The organism is Agrobacterium sp. fls2-241-TYG-188a (genome assembly GCF_030209845.1).
In genome coordinates, this window is record NZ_JARVRD010000003.1 from 187,028 (window position 1) to 205,465 (window position 18,438).

Sequence of the window (18,438 nt, forward strand, 5' to 3'; positions counted from 1 at the left end):
TCATGTCCTTCTGCGGTCCATATCATCGACATTCGGTCGACGTTTCAGCGCGTGTCGCTGGTAAATCTTTGCTTGCGTAAGAAACGCATAGACGCCGCCGGTAGCGGCCTCAATGAAGCCCGGCACGCCGCAGCGCCATAGCCCGTTCCTGAAATACAAACGTAGGAAATACAGCCAAGGTGAAAACAAAAGCTTCGACAGATTGGCCTTCGTGCCTTCTGCAACTTTCTGATCGGCTTTCAAAGTCGAGTACTTGTTTTCCTTGAGTATCTGCTCGTCAATCACGAGTGGTCGGTAATGCAGCAGGCTTCCCGTATCAGACGCCTTGACCTCTCCATGGGGGATAATGCCCTCATGCACTTTCTGCGAAAGGTCGTAGGCCCCCTTGCCTTTGCGAATAAGCCTGAGGTTTTTCCGCTCATGGACATTTTCAGGCGTATAGCCGTGGCCGATCAGGTAAGGCCTCCGTGCGATTTTCCAGCCGACGATACGTTCCGAGACCGTCAGTAATTCTGGCAAAACAGATTGTAAAGCAGGATCGAGACGTTCATCGGCGTCAATATTCAGACACCAGGGCCGTGTGCATTGCTCCAACGCGAACTGCTTCTGACCGGCGTAGCCTCGCCACGGCTCATACATGAATCGGATTGGCCATCCCTTGTCGATGTAGGACTGTACGAGCGCCCCGGTTCCATCTGTGGATCCGGAATCGACGATGATAATCTCCGTGCACCCTTCAAGACTTTCGATGCACTTACCGAGGTATGCCTCCTCATTAAGGCAGATGATAAAAGCGGAGTAAGACAAGGCCTGGTGTGACTTTCATAATAAGTTCGCGAGTTACCACGATTTTAGATGCTTTTTTTGCAGGCGACGGTCAATGATTGAGTTGGACGGACATTGGAGCCGCGTCTATCGCCCGCTTAATTAGTTAGCTTTGCTGATACTCGACCCTAAAACCGTAAGGTTCAGTTCTTCCCCTCACACGGCACTGGCACCAATGAGGCAGCACGTAGAGATGTAAGCACCGTCCAAACGCGGGAACATTCGCACCTATCCAGACATTCTCCTCTATTGCCACGCAGGCCTCGCTCATCTTCTGCCCCCAACCGGTTTATTGACGTCATTAAAAATATGATTGGAGGGAATAATACCCCCCTGCATAAATACGAACATCACTTTCAATCGTAAGCCCTCCCTGCCCATACCGAAGGAATGAGGATTAAGACTGAAGTCACTGCCGATTGTTATATAACCACCGTAGAGTATCGGAACGTGCCGTACCTAATCCTAATTTTGGTGCCCACCACAACTCGTCTGCCGTCGCTTACGTTCAATACCCCCGGCTCAATTCTACATTTCACGCCTATTCTAATTTTTCCACATGATCGAGCCCACAGCCAAGAACTACCAACGCATTAATAGGTCGCCTCTAGTGTACCTCTACATTAATCAAGCGAGCAAAAGCCCCCACTGCGTTAGCGTAAAGCTACCTGTAACGCGATCACAGGGCCCACTGGGGTTGGCCTAGTGAAAACATTAAAGTTCTAGAATAGAGGACCAGCGCTTCAACAGGTTCTTTATCCGTGCTTCCATCATCCACTAGGGTCAGAGGTACTCGCATGGATATCTATCGGCGGGTTCATAGGTCGACCGGTCAAAAATCCGCAACACATTATCTAAGCGACTTGATAATCAGGCTGACAACTCCGGAACGATATACTCTTTACGCGATAAATTGCCTCGTTGAAACGGCATAACGTCGTTGGTACTAGTTACAGTGGATCTGATTACTATTTTGAGAACGGCTTGGAATGTCCGTTTACAATCTGTTCATGGAAATAAAAAACTAGAAGTTAAAGAACTGTTAAGTGCGATGACGCTAGAACTAAAGTCATTCTGGTTGGACACCCAAATGTACTGAATAAGACGAATGGTATTGGTGAGCGAGATATCTTGATCTTAGAGGACAAGTGCGAATCAATGGCGCGACTTACGAGCGGCGACAGACGCATGCCTTTTTGCTTGTTGAAACGTTCAGCTCCTTCTAGTTACCACATCTAGACAATTGAGGCAGAATGGTGGTAACGGATGATTAGGAAATCCGTCATTTTCCTTTGGCCTTGCGTGCCGATGGGTGGATCCGAAACCTCCTTAAAAAGAATCGCATCGATTACAAAAAAGGGAATGATCCATCTCCAGAAGCATCCCCCCTTGTCTGACCAGGGTATAATCTTCGCTCGCTGCAGATTAGCGGCGCACTCGATTAGTTCAATTTTGAAAATCACCGATAATTGTACAAGGACGCCGAAGCAACGCCGAACGTTTTCTAAATTTGATGCGAAATATTCATTTCTACGAACGCAAAAAGAGTTTCATGAAATTAGCTAGTTCGGGTTTAGACTTATCCTAGAGCCAGACGCTGGGATAACCCGTTCCAGCGTAGTAGCTGGCACTCAGCGATGCAAAGTCGATACCCGTCCAATCGTTGCCGGAAAGTTTGCCAAAAACAAAGCTTTGAAACTGTTTGACTACTCAAATGCCAGAAGCATCTTAACGCTGGAATGATTGACACGAATGGATTTTCTACAGGAAATTATCACCTCCCACTCGACCAAGAGTCTGGATTACTCTATGCGCAAAATTAGGTCAGATCAGAAGTAATTACACGAATAAAACTTCTAGTATTTAGCTCGCGCCTCAGAATCGTCAAAATTTATAAGATGAATATATGGATATAGACATGCACCCATGCTTGCGCATTGAGCCCCGCGGCGGAACAGCAAATCAGTTGTTACAGTTCTTTTTTGCTGCCAACATCCAGCGACTTTGCGAAAATCTTGAAGTCACTGGCTGTAACGTCCCCGAGTGGGGTCTCGTTTCAAAAAAAACGGACTATTTACCTAAGCGGGAGCTTGTCCTCAGCGGAAACTACTTATTTTGTGACGATATAGTAAAAATAATAAGTAGCAAATTATGCAGAAACATAGCCTTAAAAGGACAAGCATTTCGTTTATCCAATTATGCACGGCCCGAGTATTATCGACCGATGATAAAAAGCAGCATCGGAGAGGTTGCTGGATACGGTGAAGGACATGTCGTCTTCCACATTCGTGGCGGCGATATCTTGCAGCCCGCACACAGAGACTACTATCCTATACCATTCTCTTATATTGATGCAGTATTGAAAAAAGCAGACGCATCACCTGTGTTTTTGGGACAGATGGGAGAAAGTTACTACTCAGAAAAGCTGCGAGAACGTTATCCCCACGCCATTTTTTCTCCGCCTAAAACAGCGGTTGAAGATTTTGAAACTTTGCGGCATTCCCATCAAATTGCTGTTTCAATCAGTTCATTCTCTTGGACTGCGGCTTGGTTATCGCACGCAAAAACTATACATCTACCTGTGGCGGGCTTTTTACATCCTCTTCAAAGACCTGATATCGATCTTCTTCCGGTTGAAGACGCTCGCTATAAATTCTACCAGTTCGAGCCGTTTAAATGGAATGCGACTCAAGCCGATATAGAGACCCTTTGGCAAGAACGAGACCACATGGTGTGGGACACAAAAGCTTTGCTAGACTTGAAAGAAATAGCTAAGGAAAAAATAAAAATAAAATCCGAGTTTGCTCGTGCCAGGTTGCATGCCCGGGCATATCTGCGCGCAACAGCTGACAAATTTTTCCTCTAGCAGAATATCATTTTTGAGAGCGACACATGCGAGACATTACCGATACTTTCCAGCCTAATATTTATTGCGCATTAATCAACGCCAGAAATTGGGCTCGCGGAAAGAAACATCGAATTAGCCCGTCGGGTGAACAAAATATTTATCGTGTGACAGATGGCCAAAACGAGCTTTTTATTTGTCGCCGAAAAAGACACAATCGGTCAAAAAATGGTGTTCTTGCGGGTGTAGAAGCCCTAGCAAAACAATATAGTTTGGAGCACATTCCGTTATCGCCCGGTGATTGGTTCATTGATTGCGGAGCCAATATCGGGGAGTTGGGTGTCTGGGCTAAAAACCGCGATCTGCACTATATCGCCTTCGAACCTGAACCGCTTGAGGCACGTTGTGTTAATCTGAATGCATTTGGCGGTGAAAACCGTGTCAATCGTTTGGCACTTTGGTCGGAAGACACACTCCTGGATTTCTTCAGCAAGCCCGGTACTGCGGATAGTTCCGCAATAGAAATTAACGACTTCGATGCAGTTCGCAAAGTTCAGGCGAAACGCCTCGATGCTATCTTAACCGACTTACCAGCAAATAATAAGGTCGTATTAAAGATCGAGGCCGAGGGCGCTGAGCCGGAAGTTCTAGCTGGATCGGAGAATATGCTTTCTAAAATCGCCTACATAGCAATCGATTGCGGATTTGAGCGTGGAAAAGAAAGCGCTCACACATTCACAGAAACCAACAACTTTTTGGTCGACAGAGGTTTCAGGGTCGAAATTGCAAAATTCCCGCGAATGACCATGGTGTACAAAAACGTTCAAAATGTTTAGGCCACGGTGCGTGGCGCGTAGTTCTGCACGGCATGGCTGGGGGCCTTAAACCCCCACCAGTCCCACCCGCTTGACCTGCCGTATCGTCAGCATGGTGCGCACCGTTTCCACGTGTTCGTCCGCCGTCAGCACTTCGATGACGAAATCCTGGAATTGGGTGAGGTTTTCGGCAACGCAGTGGAGTAGGAAATCACTGTCACCGGAGACCATCCAGGCCTGGCGCACGAGGGGCCAGCGGTCGGTGGCGGCGGCGAAGGCTTTTAGGTTGGTTTCGGACTGACGTTTGAGGCCCACCATGCAGAAGGCGACGAGGTCGAAGCCGAGTTTCGGGGCATTGAGCATGGCGTGATAGCCTTCGATGATCCCGGCGTCTTCCAGCTTGCGCACCCGGCGCAGGCAGGGAGGCGCGGAAATTCCGACGCGATCGGCAAGATCGACATTGGTCATTCGGCCATCGCGCTGCAGTTCGCGCAGTATTTTGAGATCGATGGCATCGAGTTCGACGCTGGCCACTATATGCATTCCTTGCTCAAGCTTGAATGCCTCCTTCTACTCTACACCGCGGGATTCGCAATAATAGTCCACGGACGCGACACAAAATTGCGTGTACATCCCCTCTGCCCTGTTGGTAACGCAAGGCTGCCCTTGAATATCGGCATTGGACACTCTTAAATACCGACTATCGAAGGGGTGTATTCCCATTGCGCCGATATGGTGGCCGCAACACCAGACACCCTTGTTTTGAAAGGAACGCTCCATGTCCGCCCGCCATTCCAAGGTTCTCATCATCGGCTCCGGCCCTGCAGGCTATACCGCTGCGATCTACGCGGCACGCGCCATGCTGGAACCCGTTCTCATCGCCGGCATGGAACAGGGTGGCCAGCTGATGATCACGACTGACGTGGAAAACTATCCCGGCTATGCCGACCCTATCCAGGGTCCATGGCTGATGGACCAGATGATGAAGCAGGCGGTCCATGTGGGCGCGGAACTCGTGAACGACCTTGTTACAGAGGTCGAAACCACCCGCCGCCCCTTCACCGTCAAGACCGATTCCGGAGCCGTCTGGACTGCGGATACGCTGATCATTGCCACCGGCGCCAAAGCCAAGTGGCTCGGCATTGAAAGCGAACAGCATTTCCAGGGCTTCGGCGTTTCAGCCTGCGCAACCTGTGACGGCTTCTTCTACCGCAACCGCGATGTCATCGTGGTCGGCGGCGGCAACTCTGCGGTCGAGGAAGCGCTGTATCTTTCCAACATTGCCAAGTCGGTGACGGTGGTGCACCGCCGCGAAAGCTTCCGCTCGGAAAAGATCCTGCAGGAGCGCATTTTCGCCAAGGAGAATGTCAACATCCTCTGGAACAGCGAAATTGCCGAAATTACCGGCACGCCCGCAAAGCCGCCCATGCCACCGTCCGTCACAGGCGCGAAAATCCGCAACACCAAGACAGGCGAAATCACTGAAATGCCGATCCACGGCGTCTTCGTGGCCATCGGTCATGCCCCGGCCGTTGAGCTGTTCAAGGATAAGCTGAAGCTCAAGCCGAACGGCTACCTGTGGACGGCACCCGATTCCACCGCCACGGATGTCGACGGCATCTTTGCAGCGGGCGACGTGACCGACGACACCTACCGCCAGGCTATTACCGCTGCGGGCATGGGCTGCATGGCCGCGCTCGAGGCGGAACGTTTTCTCGCAGCGCAAGCGCCGCTTGCCGTTGCTGCTGAATAAGAAAGGCTGAACACCGCATGCCTATGCCATTGGACTGGGACAAACTGCGCATTTTTCATGCGGCCGCCGAAGCAGGATCTTTCACCCACGCAGCTGACAAGCTGCATCTGTCCCAGTCGGCCATCAGCCGTCAGGTCAGCGCGCTGGAGCAGGATGTGGGCGTCAAGCTCTTCCACCGCCACGCGCGCGGCCTGATCCTGACGGAACAGGGCGAATTGCTGTACAGAACAGCCCATGATGTTCTGCTGAAGCTCGAAACCGTCAAGATGCAGCTGACGGAAACGACGGAGAAGCCAAGCGGCAAGCTGCGTGTGACGACAACGGTTGGCCTTGGCCAGGGTTGGCTGACCGACAAGGTGCAGGAATTTCTCCAGCTCTATCCGGAAATGTCGATCCAGCTGATCCTCGACAACGAGGAACTGGATGTGAACATGCGCCACGCCGATTGCGCCATTCGCCTGCGCCAGCCACAGCAGTCTGACCTTATCCAGCGCAAGCTTTTCACCGTGCATATGCATGTCTATGCCGCACCTTCCTATATCAACCGATATGGAGAGCCGCAGTCGATCGAGGATCTAGATACCCACAAGATCATTTCCTTCGGTGAACCGGCACCGAATTATCTTCTGGATGTGAACTGGCTCGAAAATGCCGGCCGCTCATCAGACAATACCCGCCTTGCCCACCTGCAGATTAACAGCCAGACCTCCATCAAGCGTGCCTGCCTGCTCGGCATCGGCATCGCCTGCCTGCCGGATTACATCGTTGGCCGAGACCCCGGCCTCATCCAGCTTTCGCTGCCAGCGGATATCCCTTCATTCGATACCTATTTCTGCTATCCGGATGAGCTGAAGAATGCGGCAAAGCTGAAGGTCTTCCGTGACTTCATCGTGGCGAAAGCGCGAAACTGGAATTTCTGACCGGCGCGCATGCTCCTGTATTTTTATTGATATTAATCAAAAACTTAACGCCATCACGGCGATGCGATTCTAACGAGATCGATCGTAGATTTGCGAAATAAATATGACACCAAACAACAGCGATGCGTCAGGCGCAGGGCTGGCCTGCACAAAAAAGAGTTGAACGCTGCCCAAATAAGCACCATATCGCACACAGCTGATGCACACGGCGGCTTTTCCTCCCAGTTCCGCCGCGTCAGCTGTTCCCCTCTGGAGGTTATTTGACCTTCACACTTATAAGGGCCCTGGAGCGATCCGGTGGCCCTCTTTTTTTGCCCGTAATATTTTTCCTCGCTACCCCAGGTTAATTTGACTGCGTGCCCTTGTTCTTTTGCATGGCCATTTCCATATTCAGTTCAGTTGTCGCTGGTGCACGGATTGCATCTGACAGCTGTTCCCCTCTGGAGGTTTTTACCTTCAAAACTGTCAGGCCGCGGAGAAATCCAGCGGCCTTTTTTTTCCACCTCAAAATATTGCACAGCCCCTTGATATCGGTTTTTCCCGATATAAATATCGGTATGGACAGATATACGGAAACGATATGAACCACGAAGATGCACTCAAGGCCATTGCACATCCCGTCCGGCTGAAGTTTCTGGAATGGCTCAAGGAGCCAGAACAGCACTTCAACCAGGCCCACCCCTTTACCATGGGGGTCTGCGCCCATCAGTTCGAGATAAGCGGTCTTTCGCAATCGACAGTCTCATCCCACCTCTCAGCCCTCCAGGCTGCGGGACTGGTTCGTTCGCGAAAGGTCGGGCAGTGGAACTTCTATGAGCGCGACGAGGAAAATATCGCGAGATTTCTGACCTATCTGAACCAGAAGCTTTAAGCGCGCATTTCAGCGCTCTCTAACAACCGGAAGAGAAAGCCTATCCCATGACAAAATTGTTTGAGCCTGCACAGGCGGGCGACATTTCACTGGCAAACCGCGTCGTAATGGCCCCCCTCACCCGTAATCGGTCACCGGGTGCTATTCCAAACAACCTGAACGCAGCCTATTACGAGCAGCGTGCGACCGCCGGGCTTATCGTGTCGGAAGGCACACCGGTTTCCCAGCAGGGTCAGGGTTACGCAGACGTACCCGGCCTCTACAAGCAGGAAGCAATCGACGGCTGGAAGGCCGTGACTGAGGGCGTGCACAAGGCAGGTGGCAAGATCGTCGCCCAGATCTGGCACGTTGGCCGCATCTCCCACACATCACTTCAGCCACACGGCGGCCAGCCGGTTGCGCCCTCTCCTATCAAGGCGAACTCCAAGACCTACATCATCAACGACGACGGCACGGGCGGCTTTGCCGAGACATCCGAGCCCCGGGAACTTGGGTTGAGCGAAATCCCGGTCGTTCTCGAAGACTACCGCACCGGCGCCCGCGCCGCTATCGATGCAGGTTTCGATGGTGTGGAAATTCATGCCGCCAATGGTTACCTCATCGACCAGTTCCTCAAATCCGGCACCAACCAGCGCACGGATGAGTATGGTGGCTCGATAGAGAACCGGGCACGCTTCCTGCTGGACGTTGTCGACACGGTCACCAAGGAAATTGGTGCTGGCCGTACTGGCATTCGTCTTTCCCCGGTCACACCAGCCAACGATATTTTCGAGAGCGATCCACAGCCATTGTTCGAATATGTCGTTCGCGAACTTGGCACCCGCGGCCTGGCCTTCATTCACGTTATTGAAGGTGCAACGGGCGGTCCCCGTGACTTCAAACAGGGCGACAAGCCATTCGACTACGCAGCACTCAAGGCTGCCTATACCAATGCCGGTGGCAAAGGCCTGTGGATTGCCAATAATGGTTACGACCGCGAAAAAGCGATCGAAGCAACAGAAAGCGGCAAGGCGGATGCCATCGCTTTCGGGAAGGCCTTCATTTCTAACCCGGATCTGGTACGCCGCCTCAAGGACAATGCGCCGCTGAACGAGCCTAACCAGGCTACCTTCTACGGTGGTGGCGCTGAAGGCTACACAGACTACCCTGCCCTTGCCTAACATAGACACGCCGCGCACTCGAAAGGGTGCGCGGCGCTTTCTTCAGAGCACCAGGTTTTCTAGAGGCACTTCATATCCACAAGTGTTGACCGCACCGCATCATCAATAGGTGTGCGCGGCTCCGCCCCTAGAAAAGCGACCAGTTTCTCATTGCTCATCCTCACCGGCGTGGTCCAGAGATAACGCATCTCCAACACTTCCCGAAACAACTGCACAAACGGCGAAGCGAGCCTGAAAAGCCACCACGGCATGCGTTTGACAGGAATATCCCGCCCTGCGACGCGCTGGATTGCCCGCGCCATCTCTTGCCCATCCCGGTCCCAGAATCCGTCCATGTGATAGACGGCAAATGTCTCCAGTTCTGCTTTCCGGTCCAGCAATTGTCCGATTGTTTCCGCCATATCCGGCAGATAGGTCCACTGATGACCAACACCCGCGACACCGGGATTGGAGACGCTGGTGACCGCCCTGCCAGGCTTGACCAACTGGTGGAACCAGTTGTTTTGCGCGCCGGGACCGAAAAAATCCCCCGCTCTGACGATGAGCACCGGTACGCCACGCTCAGACGCCCGGCGGAGACGAGCCTCCATCTCGACACGGATGGCGCCCTTGGAGGTTACAGGCCGCTGTGGGCTCTGCTCCGTGAGATCGGGAAAGCTGTCCGGTCCGAAATTATAGACAGTGCCGGGCAAGAGAATACGTGCACTTGTCGCCTCCGCAGCGCGGATCGTGTTGTCCAGCATGGGCAGCACCAGCGTTTCCCAGTTTATGTAACCGGGTGGATTGACCGCATGGACGATCAGCGCCGCGCCCTCAGCGGCTTTCATCACATCGCCTTCATTCAAGGCATCGCCCTCGATCCACTCTATTGATGGATGGGTCGATACAGGCGGGGTGCCCCGAACCAACGCACGAACACGCCAGCCTCGCTGCAAAACTGTGGTTACGACATGGCTGCCTATCCCACCTCTGGCGCCTAGAACGAGGGCGAGAGGCGATGTCTTTTCTGAAACGTTCAACACGGTGAAACTCCATAATCCGGTGTGGTTGGACTATGGACCTCGCCCATGCTATACAAAATTAGAGAAAAACGTTGAGCATCCATTCAAAAATATATGGCACCACATCGCAATATCAGTTGGGACTATTATCGCACTTTCTTGAGTGTGCTGCGCGATGGCTCCCTATCGGCTGCAGCGCGAGAGCTTGCGCTGACCCAGCCAACGGTTGGGCGGCATATCGCAGCTCTAGAAGAAGCCGTTGGCTTTGAACTTTTCATCCGGTCACCGCAGGGTCTGTTGCCAACGGATGCCGCGATTGCACTCAGACCCTATGCCGAGAACCTTGCAGCCACCACCTCCGCCCTGCTGCGTGCTGCCTCTGGAGAGGTCGGCAAGATCGAAGGCACCGTGCGCATCAGCGCATCGGATGTGATGGGCGTCGAAATTCTTCCTCCTATCATTGCCAGACTTCAGGAGACTTTCCCTCGACTGGAGATCGAATTGTCTCTTAGCAACGCACTGGAAGACCTGCTGCGCCGGGATGTCGACATCGCAATCCGCATGACGGAGCCGGTCCAGAATGCGGTGGTCATGCGCTATGTCGGCAATTTTCGGATCGGCTTTCACGCCAACCCTGCCTATCTTCAAAAAACGGGCACGCCCACCACCAACGAGGATCTGGCGCAACATCGCCTTATTGGCTTTGACACCCGGACACCCTTTGTCCGCGCGGCACTTGAGCGGGTAAAGCGCGATACGCCCTCCATGCCGGACTTCGATCAGATCATTTTCAACATGCGCACGGACAGCAATCTTGCGCAGCTTGCACTGATACGGTCCGGGGGCGGTGTCGGTATGTGCCAGATCGGCCTTGCTAAAGACGATTCCAACCTCGTACGCGTGTTGCCCGACCTGGACATGTCTCTCCACACATGGGTGGCCATGCATGAAAACCTGCGTTCATCGCCGCGATGCCGGGCGACATTCGATGCTTTGGTGCACGGATTGAAGGGCTTTCTGAAAGCGGCAGACCCGGCGGCACCCGCCCTCAAGCGCTGAACGCAATCACGCTAGGGCCTCAGGGACTGTGCATGGTCCACAACTTCAGCCTCCGGCCTGTCGCCGCCCTGGCTGTGTTCTATGTGCCAACGGCCGCCTTCATCCTGATAGTAGATTTCCTCATCATCGCCTCCAACCTGCTGCTCAGCTGCCGCAATGCGGGCTGCCTGCACGGCGTCGGAATGGGTGGGAAACGCTTCGGAATAGGCTCCGTTCATACGGTAAGCCCAGCCGCCATCGTGCTCGACAATCTCATAAACCACTTTGGTCATGCACACTTCCTCCTGATAGATTGAAGGAGCGTGGCAACCTTTGCCGCAAAAGCGCATTCAAGGACCAGATCGCGGCTTTGTTGCCATGTCCTTGATCGTTACTATCCTACCAAAAAGCGCATTGTGCAAATTCCGCAATGTCGCAGCCTTCGTGGATCACCGCGCTGAGCATTATGAAAGGCCGACCATGTCAATTGCGACAACCCTGAAACAGGAACGGATGTTGCTGGCGGCAGTCCCCTGTGCCGCCCTTGCTTATTTTGCCGAACACGCCGTCATGGAGCAGAGCAAGGCCGTATCCTTCATCGTTGCCGCGGCTTTGATCGGCGTCATCATTCTCGTTTCCATGCGCGTGGCCCATCATGCCGAAATTCTGGCCGCCAAGGTTGGCGATCCCTATGGAACGATGATCCTGACACTTTCCGCGGTGGCCGTGGAAGTGCTGATCCTTGCCATCATCATGCAGGAATCCAGCTCGCCCACACTCGTGCGTGACACGATCTATTCGGCAGTCATGATCGACATTAACGGCATATTGGGTCTTGCGGCGCTGCTGGGCGGCCTGAAGCATGGCGAGCAGCCCTATAATGACGATTCCGGCAAGACCTATGGCGTGATGATCCTGACCGCCATGGGCATATCCATGATCGTGCCCGAATTCATTCCCGGTGAAAGCTGGCATATCTATTCCGCCTTCACAATCTGCGCCATGATCGTCCTCTACGCGCTTTTCCTGAAAATGCAGGTCGGCCCACACAGCTATTTCTTCAGCTACAGCTATCCCCGCAGTGAGCGGAAGAAGGCCACGACTTCAGGGACGCCGGCAGCAGAACCGGATGAAGAGGATGGGCCTGCGACCAAATCGATCACAGTCATTCTGCTCGGCGTTGTCATCATCGGTGTTCTCGCGGAATTCATGTCGGCCTTTCTGGGCCACGGCCTTGAGGGAAGTGGCGCACCGGTTGCACTCATGGCCGTCGTCGTCGCGACGATCTCAGCTGCACCGGAAATCATGACGGCGATGCGATCCGCCCTGCGCAACCGGATGCAGTCGGTGGTCAACATCGCCATGGGCGCATCGCTATCGACAGTCATCCTGACGGTCCCGGTCATGGAAGCCATCGCGCTTTACACCGGACAGCCTTTCATCATGGCCATGACGCCAGTTCAAACCGTCATGGTCTTCATCACCCTCATTGCGGCCGCCATCAATCTCAATGACGGGGAAACAAACGCCATTGAAGGGATGACCCATTTTATCCTCTTTGCAACATTCATCATGCTTCTTTTTCTGGGACTTTAAGAGCAAAATCAGAACCTTAAGAGATAGCATTGAATCTATGCGCGAAACGAAAAGGCCCGGCATCGCTGCCGGGCCTTTTCATTGAGTTCAGGATGAAGACGATTACTTGCAGGCGTTGCAGAAACGCTGGATGCGCTTGCAGGCTTCTTCCAGGTTTTTTTCCGATGTCGCGTAGGAAATGCGGAAGTTCGGGCCAAGGCCGAATGCAGAGCCCTGAACGACGGCGACGCCTTCCGTTTCCAGAAGCTCGGTGACGAAATCCACGTCCGTTTCGATGACCTTGCCGGATGGTGCGGTCTTGCCGATCAAGCCAGCGCAGGATGGGTAGACATAGAATGCACCTTCAGGAGACGGGCAATTGATACCCTTTGCCTGGTTGAGCATCGAAACCACGAGATCGCGACGACCTTCGAAGATCTTCTTGTTGGTCGGAATGAAGTCCTGGGTTCCGTTCAATGCTTCGACGGCGGCCCACTGCGCAATTGAGGTTGCACCGGAGGTCTGCTGACCCTGGATCATGTCCATGGCCTTGATGAGCTCCAGCGGGCCCGCAGCGTAACCGATACGCCAGCCGGTCATTGCATAAGCCTTGGAAACGCCGTTCATGGTCAGCGTGCGGTCATAGAGCGATGGCTCGACTTCAACCGGCGTGACGAATTTGAAATCGCCATAGGTCAGGTGCTCATACATGTCGTCGGTCAAGACCCAGACATGCGGATGCTTGACGAGAACGTCGGTCAGCGCCTTCAGCTCGTCGTGGCTGTATGCAGCACCCGACGGGTTGGATGGCGAGTTGAAGATGAACCACTTGGTACGAGGCGTGATGGCCTTTTCCAGCGCTTCTGGCTTCAGCTTGAAGTTATCTTCCAGCGATGTGGTTACGAAAACGGGGGTACCGCCGCAAATCGAAACCATTTCCGGGTAGCTGACCCAGTAAGGTGCCGGAATAACAACTTCATCGCCGGGGTTAAGCGTCGCCATGAAGGCGTTGAAAAGAATCTGCTTTCCACCGGTTCCGACGATTGTCTGCTCCGGCTTGTAGTCCAGACCGTTTTCCCGCTTGAACTTTTCGGCAATTGCCTTGCGCAGTTCAGGAATACCCGAAACCGGCGTGTATTTCGTTTTACCCGCGTTGATCGCGGCAATGGCAGCTTCCTTGATATTGTCGGGCGTATCGAAATCCGGCTCACCTGCACCAAGGCCAATCACATCGCGACCCTGAGCCTGCAGTTCACGGGCTTTCTGGGAAACGGCGATAGTGGCGGAAGGCTTAACGCGGGAGAGAATGTCGGCAAGGAAGGCCATTTTTATCGGTCCTATTGAAGTTGACATCGGCAGAGTTTGCGACAGCCGCCCTCTGCGGCAAGTGGTATGTCGAAAGAACAAGCGCGTTTCAAGGCCAAATGCCATGAAAACGTTACGTTGTCGGCATTTTAAGAGGCGCTTAACCGGCCCGTAACGCTTGCTGTGCTAGGCTAAGACGGCTGAAATGATTTTCCCGGTGGATCGCCGTGGCACCGAAAAGCATTTTTTCAAATCTCTCACGCGAGGCCGATGGCTCCTGGTCAACGACCTATGCCCCCTTTACGCTCAGATCCGCGCTACAGCCCATATTTCGCAGGCTGTCCGATGGCCGGTTCGATATAGATTCCTTCGAGGGTCTGGTGCGCCCCTACCAGGCATCGCAACTGGTGCCGCCAGCCCAGCTGTTCGCGCAGATCCATCCCGATGACATCGAGGCGATCGACAGTATCCTGCGCACGATCCACATTCTCAATACCGGCGCATTGGCGAGATCGCGGGCGCGCATTTTTGTCAATTTCCATCCGGGCCTGTTTCGAACTCCCGCCAAGATGCAGCAGGAAGTGGAGCGGATGCGGCTTTCGGCCCATGAGGCTGGAATGGCCCCTGACCGGATTGTCTGCGAAGTTGCGGAAAACAAGGGTGCCGATACGCGGCTGGTGGCCGATTTCGCCGACCATATGCGCGCCATGGGTTTTCGTGTCGCAATTGCTGATTTCGGTGCCGGAGATTCCGATATCGAACGGGTCAAGCTGATCAAGCCCGATTACGTCAAATTCGAAGCGGCCTGGGCCCGCAACTTCATGCGCAATTCCGCTGGTGCGGCCCTCCTGCGCCTCATCGTCCGGCAATTTGTCGCCGAAGGTATCGAACCGATCTTCGAAGCACTCGAGGAGGAACGCGAGCTAGACCTGTGCGTAGACCTGGGTGTGGCGCTGATGCAGGGCTATGCACTGGCAAGGCCTGAACTGGCTCCCACCACCTTCAATGAAAGGTTTCCCGAGCTTCTCGGAGCAGCGCGCGTGACCGGGTTTAAACAGTCCCTTAAGCCCTCTTCGAGGCTTCCTGCTGGGAACGAGACGCGCGGCCCCAAACCGGTAAAAACCTTCGGCAAACGAGGAATTTGAGAGGCGTTTATCTCTTGTTAACCGCCGCCTTGTTATCGCCACAATAAATACGCCGGACTGTCCGAATTCGGTCCACAAGCCGTCCACTTCAAAGCCAATTTTAAACCATGTCGCGAATTTCCGTGCCGTGCGTCGCATTGTCGGCATTTAGGCGGGAGCGGGCGCAGAACGTGGGCAAGGAACCAGAACAATGTTTCTCAATGATCGGAATTCGGCAGACCGGCTGAGAACCCAAAGAATGCTTTTTTCGCTCTGGATGGCTCTGGCCGCGTTGATGGTCGTCATCACCATGGCCGCAGGGCTTGCCACCTCGGCTCACGCGCTCGAGGCATCGCCGGACCAGGCAAATGAAATGGTCGACAACATCCATACATCGGCGATTGCCTCGGCTCCCATATCCAGGGCGTCGGACCGCATCCTGGTAACCGCACTCGTCGTTACTGGCTTCATCACAATGGCTATTGGCGGCATCGTGCTGACCGTCAACGGCATCAGGGAAACCTCGCCCACGCGCAGCCGTCGGGATTGACCGGTCAGCTTGCCGCAATCATTCTTTGCTGTTAGAGCAGCGTCAAATTTGGCAAGGGTCAAATTTGCCAGAACGACGCCTGGATCACGTGCCAGCGTGTCATGGCCTTTGCATCCGGTGAGACATGACGCGCATTCAGGCCAATCTCGTTTTATTGCTCGCCGCCGCAATCTGGGGCGGCGGCTTCGTCGCGCAGTCCACGGCCATGGATACGATCGGTCCATTCTGGTTTGTGGGTCTGCGTTTTGCCATCGCCGCCATCGCGGTTCTGCCTTTTGCGGCCATGGAAAGCCGAAAAATGGGCTCGGCGCCATCGAGGGGTGAATTCAAGGCTTTCGCCCTTGTGGGCGTGGCTCTCTTTCTGGGCGCGATAACGCAACAGATCGGCTTGCTGACGACATCTGTCACGAACTCCAGCTTTCTCACCGCGCTCTATGTCATCTTCGTCCCCGTCATCGCCGTCATCATATATCGCCGCAATCCGCACTGGGTGGTTTGGCCCGGCGCACTGATGATGTTGACTGGCATATTCCTGCTTTCAGGCGGCGCCATCGCCAGCCTGACGACGGGAGACATGCTCAGCATCACCTGCGCCGTCTTCTGGGCTCTCCAGATCACTCTTGCCGGTCGCTTCGTCATGCAGAGCAACAGGCCGCTTGCGCTTTCCTGCACGCAGTTTTCCATATGCGCCGCGTTGAGCATGGTCTTCGGCGCAATGGTCGAACCACTGAGCTTCACCGCAATCTCGTCTTCCATAGGTGAGATACTCTATGTGGGTCTGGTTTCCTCAGGCCTGGCCTTCGTGCTGCAGGTCATCGGGCAGCGATATACGACGGCACCACAGGCAGCCATCTTCCTATCGTCGGAGGCGCTATTTGGAGCCTTCTTTGCTGCGATCTTTCTTCAGGAAACCATCCAGACTGCCGGCTACATTGGTTGCGCGATAATTTTTGCCGCGATTTTGCTGGTAGAGCTGGTTCCCGAACTGTCGAGAAAGCGAAATAACGCATTAAGTGCCAAAACCTGAGCACTCTCGTAATTTTCCACACTCAATAAAATTTTCCCCTTTCACGCGAAATTTACCACTGAATCCCATCGCCAGCGATGTTTTCATTTCAGAACTTCTAAAACGTGAGAAAAATTCTGCCATTGCAGTGGTCTGTCGCCCATATGGTGTAAGGGGCGCATCCAATTTGTCTAAAAAGTTTCGCTTGCCAATTCTAAATAAACACAGCAATCTACTGCGGTTCGGGCAAGTTGCGAGCATGGGAAGGCCTAAAAAATGAATGCTCCGGAGATAAAAAACTCTGGGCGGCGGGGACAAAATAACGTTGATCAGAACGTCAAAAGCTTTCCACGCGAAGGTCCACATTCTCAACTATCAAAAACTGCCTGCCGTACGCCTTAACCGGCAAAACTGTAATGCTGCCTGGAGCTGAACACGGGCAGAGCGAAAAGGACCTGATGCATGGCCGAGACTGGCACTGTTAAATTCTTCAATACCGACAAGGGCTTCGGCTTCATCAAGCCAGACAATGGTGGCGCCGATATTTTTGTCCACATCTCCGCTGTACAGGCTTCCGGCCTGTCCGCACTCTCAGAAAATCAGAAAGTAAGCTTCGACACTGAACCGGATCGTCGCGGCAAGGGGCCGAAGGCAGTCAATCTGCAGATTGATGGCTGAACCCTCACGACTTTCTCTTCTGGTTGAAGCCCGGCAGGAATGCCGGGTTTTTTTGTGCTCCAGGCAAGGCTTGCATTCGCGTCTCGCCAGTTCTCGCATCGTGTGGCCACCTGCCGCGGCCAGAAGAATGACTAGAGACCCTGGAGGTAGGGGTTGGTGCGGCGTTCCTCGCCTATGCGTCCACCGGGACCATGGCCGCAGATGAAGCCGACATCATCGCCAAGAGGCAGTACCTTGTCCCTGATGGATGCGAGCAATTGCTCGTGGTTGCCGCCGGGAAGATCGGTGCGTCCAATAGAGCCGCTGAACAGGACATCGCCCACATGCGCAAAGGCCTGCTCTCTGTTATAATAGATCACATGGCCCGGCGCGTGGCCCGGGCAGTGAAGAACTTCGAAACGATGATCCCCGAAGGACAGCGTATCGCCATCCTTCAGCCAGCGGTCTGGCAATACATTCTGAAGGCCGGGTATGCCGTAGGTTTGCGCCTGAACTTCAATACGCTCCAGAAGCGGCCTGTCATCCTCATGCGGCCCGATAATGGGAAGAGATAGCTTCTCTTTCAGCTCCTTGGCACCACCGGCATGGTCCAGATGCCCGTGGGTCAGCCATATCTCTTTTAAGGTAACACCGTTTTCCTGGATGGTCTGGATGATGACATCCACATCTCCACCCGGATCGACAATGACACCTTCCTTGGTGTCCTGATCGAAGAGAATGGTGCAGTTCTGCTGAAAAGGCGTCACTGGGATAATGCCTGCCTGTAACTTTCCCATTGTATCTCCCTTTTAAAAACAGCGTCCTCTATAGACCGCCATTTTTCGCCAGACAACAAAACCGCAGGGATTATTGCGCCGACAAAGACTATACCGTTGCGCCAAAATTCCCTTCGATGAAACAGACACCTGTATTTTAGCAATCGCGCAAACTGGAACAGACCGTTAACTCGCGCGTTCTTGCCCCAGTCTTCAA

General features: G+C 53.7%; 18 protein-coding genes. 12 read left to right on the forward strand and 6 right to left on the reverse strand.

Going from position 1 to position 18,438, the window contains the following annotated elements; translation table 11 throughout:
• Entirely contained in the window at positions 1–807 is an 807-nt protein-coding gene (locus tag QRN85_RS14910; RefSeq protein ID WP_284759100.1) for a glycosyltransferase family 2 protein, read from the reverse strand.
• A 1,924-nt stretch (positions 808–2,731) separates the two neighbouring features.
• On the opposite strand from QRN85_RS14910, the gene QRN85_RS14915 reads away from it, so the two are divergent.
• On the forward strand, positions 2,732–3,691 hold the full coding sequence (locus QRN85_RS14915; protein ID WP_284759101.1) for an O-fucosyltransferase family protein: 960 nt from the start codon (positions 2,732–2,734) through the stop codon (positions 3,689–3,691).
• A gap of 26 nt (positions 3,692–3,717) precedes the next feature.
• Entirely contained in the window at positions 3,718–4,506 is a 789-nt protein-coding gene (locus QRN85_RS14920) for an FkbM family methyltransferase (RefSeq protein ID WP_284759102.1), read from the forward strand.
• 45 nt (positions 4,507–4,551) lie between these two features.
• Here the strand turns inward: QRN85_RS14920 and QRN85_RS14925 are convergent, their stop codons facing one another.
• Entirely contained in the window at positions 4,552–5,019 is a 468-nt protein-coding gene (locus tag QRN85_RS14925; protein ID WP_112962784.1) for an Lrp/AsnC family transcriptional regulator, read from the reverse strand.
• Between the two features lie 244 nt (positions 5,020–5,263).
• Here QRN85_RS14925 and trxB point away from each other — a divergent pair, with 244 nt between their 5' ends.
• From trxB to QRN85_RS14945, 4 genes are all read left to right on the forward strand, one after another.
• Positions 5,264–6,238: a thioredoxin-disulfide reductase gene (trxB, locus tag QRN85_RS14930; protein ID WP_062585208.1), complete on the forward strand. Its 975-nt coding sequence runs from the start codon at positions 5,264–5,266 to the stop codon at positions 6,236–6,238.
• 23 nt (positions 6,239–6,261) lie between these two features.
• Positions 6,262–7,158 carry a LysR family transcriptional regulator VtlR gene (locus QRN85_RS14935; RefSeq protein ID WP_062585207.1) on the forward strand — a complete coding sequence of 299 codons (897 nt, stop codon included), beginning with the start codon at positions 6,262–6,264 and terminating at the stop codon, positions 7,156–7,158.
• A gap of 580 nt (positions 7,159–7,738) precedes the next feature.
• Positions 7,739–8,029: an ArsR/SmtB family transcription factor gene (locus tag QRN85_RS14940; protein WP_112962685.1), complete on the forward strand. Its 291-nt coding sequence runs from the start codon at positions 7,739–7,741 to the stop codon at positions 8,027–8,029.
• Between the two features lie 47 nt (positions 8,030–8,076).
• Positions 8,077–9,189, forward strand: a complete 1,113-nt coding sequence (locus QRN85_RS14945) for an alkene reductase (RefSeq protein ID WP_062585204.1) — start codon at positions 8,077–8,079, stop codon at positions 9,187–9,189.
• A gap of 59 nt (positions 9,190–9,248) precedes the next feature.
• On the opposite strand, the gene QRN85_RS14950 is transcribed toward QRN85_RS14945, so the two are convergent.
• On the reverse strand, positions 9,249–10,211 hold the full coding sequence (locus QRN85_RS14950; protein WP_284759104.1) for an NAD-dependent epimerase/dehydratase family protein: 963 nt from the start codon (positions 10,209–10,211) through the stop codon (positions 9,249–9,251).
• Between the two features lie 93 nt (positions 10,212–10,304).
• Between QRN85_RS14950 and QRN85_RS14955 the strand changes: the two genes are divergently transcribed.
• A complete protein-coding gene (locus QRN85_RS14955; RefSeq protein ID WP_284759107.1) occupies positions 10,305–11,249 on the forward strand; it encodes a LysR family transcriptional regulator in 945 nt (314 codons plus the stop codon).
• 11 nt (positions 11,250–11,260) lie between these two features.
• On the opposite strand, the gene QRN85_RS14960 is transcribed toward QRN85_RS14955, so the two are convergent.
• Positions 11,261–11,521 (reverse strand): DUF2188 domain-containing protein, encoded by a 261-nt coding sequence (locus QRN85_RS14960; protein WP_112962689.1) that lies wholly within the window; start codon positions 11,519–11,521, stop codon positions 11,261–11,263.
• Between the two features lie 187 nt (positions 11,522–11,708).
• On the opposite strand from QRN85_RS14960, the gene QRN85_RS14965 reads away from it, so the two are divergent.
• On the forward strand, positions 11,709–12,824 hold the full coding sequence (locus QRN85_RS14965) for a calcium:cation antiporter (RefSeq protein WP_284759109.1): 1,116 nt from the start codon (positions 11,709–11,711) through the stop codon (positions 12,822–12,824).
• Between the two features lie 102 nt (positions 12,825–12,926).
• Here QRN85_RS14965 and QRN85_RS14970 read toward each other — a convergent pair whose 3' ends face one another.
• Positions 12,927–14,129, reverse strand: a complete 1,203-nt coding sequence (locus QRN85_RS14970; RefSeq protein WP_062585197.1) for a pyridoxal phosphate-dependent aminotransferase — start codon at positions 14,127–14,129, stop codon at positions 12,927–12,929.
• A 206-nt stretch (positions 14,130–14,335) separates the two neighbouring features.
• Between QRN85_RS14970 and QRN85_RS14975 the strand changes: the two genes are divergently transcribed.
• The 4 genes from QRN85_RS14975 to QRN85_RS14990 all read left to right on the forward strand — a co-directional run bounded on the left by QRN85_RS14975 (position 14,336) and on the right by QRN85_RS14990 (position 17,466).
• The gene (locus tag QRN85_RS14975) at positions 14,336–15,253 is read left to right on the forward strand and encodes an EAL domain-containing protein (RefSeq protein WP_284759112.1); all 918 of its coding nucleotides are present in this window, start codon (positions 14,336–14,338) and stop codon (positions 15,251–15,253) included.
• Positions 15,254–15,491: 238 nt separating this feature from the next.
• Positions 15,492–15,782, forward strand: a complete 291-nt coding sequence (locus tag QRN85_RS14980; RefSeq protein ID WP_284759114.1) for a hypothetical protein — start codon at positions 15,492–15,494, stop codon at positions 15,780–15,782.
• A gap of 124 nt (positions 15,783–15,906) precedes the next feature.
• Positions 15,907–16,809 carry a DMT family transporter gene (locus tag QRN85_RS14985; RefSeq protein WP_112962692.1) on the forward strand — a complete coding sequence of 301 codons (903 nt, stop codon included), beginning with the start codon at positions 15,907–15,909 and terminating at the stop codon, positions 16,807–16,809.
• 441 nt (positions 16,810–17,250) lie between these two features.
• Positions 17,251–17,466 carry a cold-shock protein gene (locus tag QRN85_RS14990; RefSeq protein ID WP_042617292.1) on the forward strand — a complete coding sequence of 72 codons (216 nt, stop codon included), beginning with the start codon at positions 17,251–17,253 and terminating at the stop codon, positions 17,464–17,466.
• A 131-nt stretch (positions 17,467–17,597) separates the two neighbouring features.
• Here the strand turns inward: QRN85_RS14990 and QRN85_RS14995 are convergent, their stop codons facing one another.
• The gene (locus QRN85_RS14995; protein ID WP_112962693.1) at positions 17,598–18,242 is read right to left on the reverse strand and encodes an MBL fold metallo-hydrolase; all 645 of its coding nucleotides are present in this window, start codon (positions 18,240–18,242) and stop codon (positions 17,598–17,600) included.
• Positions 18,243–18,438: the final 196 nt, after the last annotated feature.

Bases quoted from the DNA above. Each gene is read 5' to 3' on its own strand.
- QRN85_RS14985 (WP_112962692.1), top strand. From the start codon at position 15,907: ATGACGCGCATTCAGGCCAATCTCGTTTTATTGCTCGCCGCCGCAATC.
- QRN85_RS14995 (WP_112962693.1), bottom strand. From the start codon at position 18,242: ATGGGAAAGTTACAGGCAGGCATTATCCCAGTGACGCCTTTTCAGCAG.
- QRN85_RS14915 (WP_284759101.1), top strand. From the start codon at position 2,732: ATGGATATAGACATGCACCCATGCTTGCGCATTGAGCCCCGCGGCGGA.
- QRN85_RS14990 (WP_042617292.1), top strand. From the start codon at position 17,251: ATGGCCGAGACTGGCACTGTTAAATTCTTCAATACCGACAAGGGCTTC.
- QRN85_RS14970 (WP_062585197.1), bottom strand. From the start codon at position 14,129: ATGGCCTTCCTTGCCGACATTCTCTCCCGCGTTAAGCCTTCCGCCACT.
- QRN85_RS14980 (WP_284759114.1), top strand. From the start codon at position 15,492: ATGCTTTTTTCGCTCTGGATGGCTCTGGCCGCGTTGATGGTCGTCATC.
- QRN85_RS14955 (WP_284759107.1), top strand. From the start codon at position 10,305: ATGGCACCACATCGCAATATCAGTTGGGACTATTATCGCACTTTCTTG.
- QRN85_RS14945 (WP_062585204.1), top strand. From the start codon at position 8,077: ATGACAAAATTGTTTGAGCCTGCACAGGCGGGCGACATTTCACTGGCA.
- QRN85_RS14940 (WP_112962685.1), top strand. From the start codon at position 7,739: ATGAACCACGAAGATGCACTCAAGGCCATTGCACATCCCGTCCGGCTG.
- QRN85_RS14935 (WP_062585207.1), top strand. From the start codon at position 6,262: ATGCCATTGGACTGGGACAAACTGCGCATTTTTCATGCGGCCGCCGAA.
- QRN85_RS14960 (WP_112962689.1), bottom strand. From the start codon at position 11,521: ATGACCAAAGTGGTTTATGAGATTGTCGAGCACGATGGCGGCTGGGCT.
- trxB (WP_062585208.1), top strand. From the start codon at position 5,264: ATGTCCGCCCGCCATTCCAAGGTTCTCATCATCGGCTCCGGCCCTGCA.
- QRN85_RS14920 (WP_284759102.1), top strand. From the start codon at position 3,718: ATGCGAGACATTACCGATACTTTCCAGCCTAATATTTATTGCGCATTA.
- QRN85_RS14965 (WP_284759109.1), top strand. From the start codon at position 11,709: ATGTCAATTGCGACAACCCTGAAACAGGAACGGATGTTGCTGGCGGCA.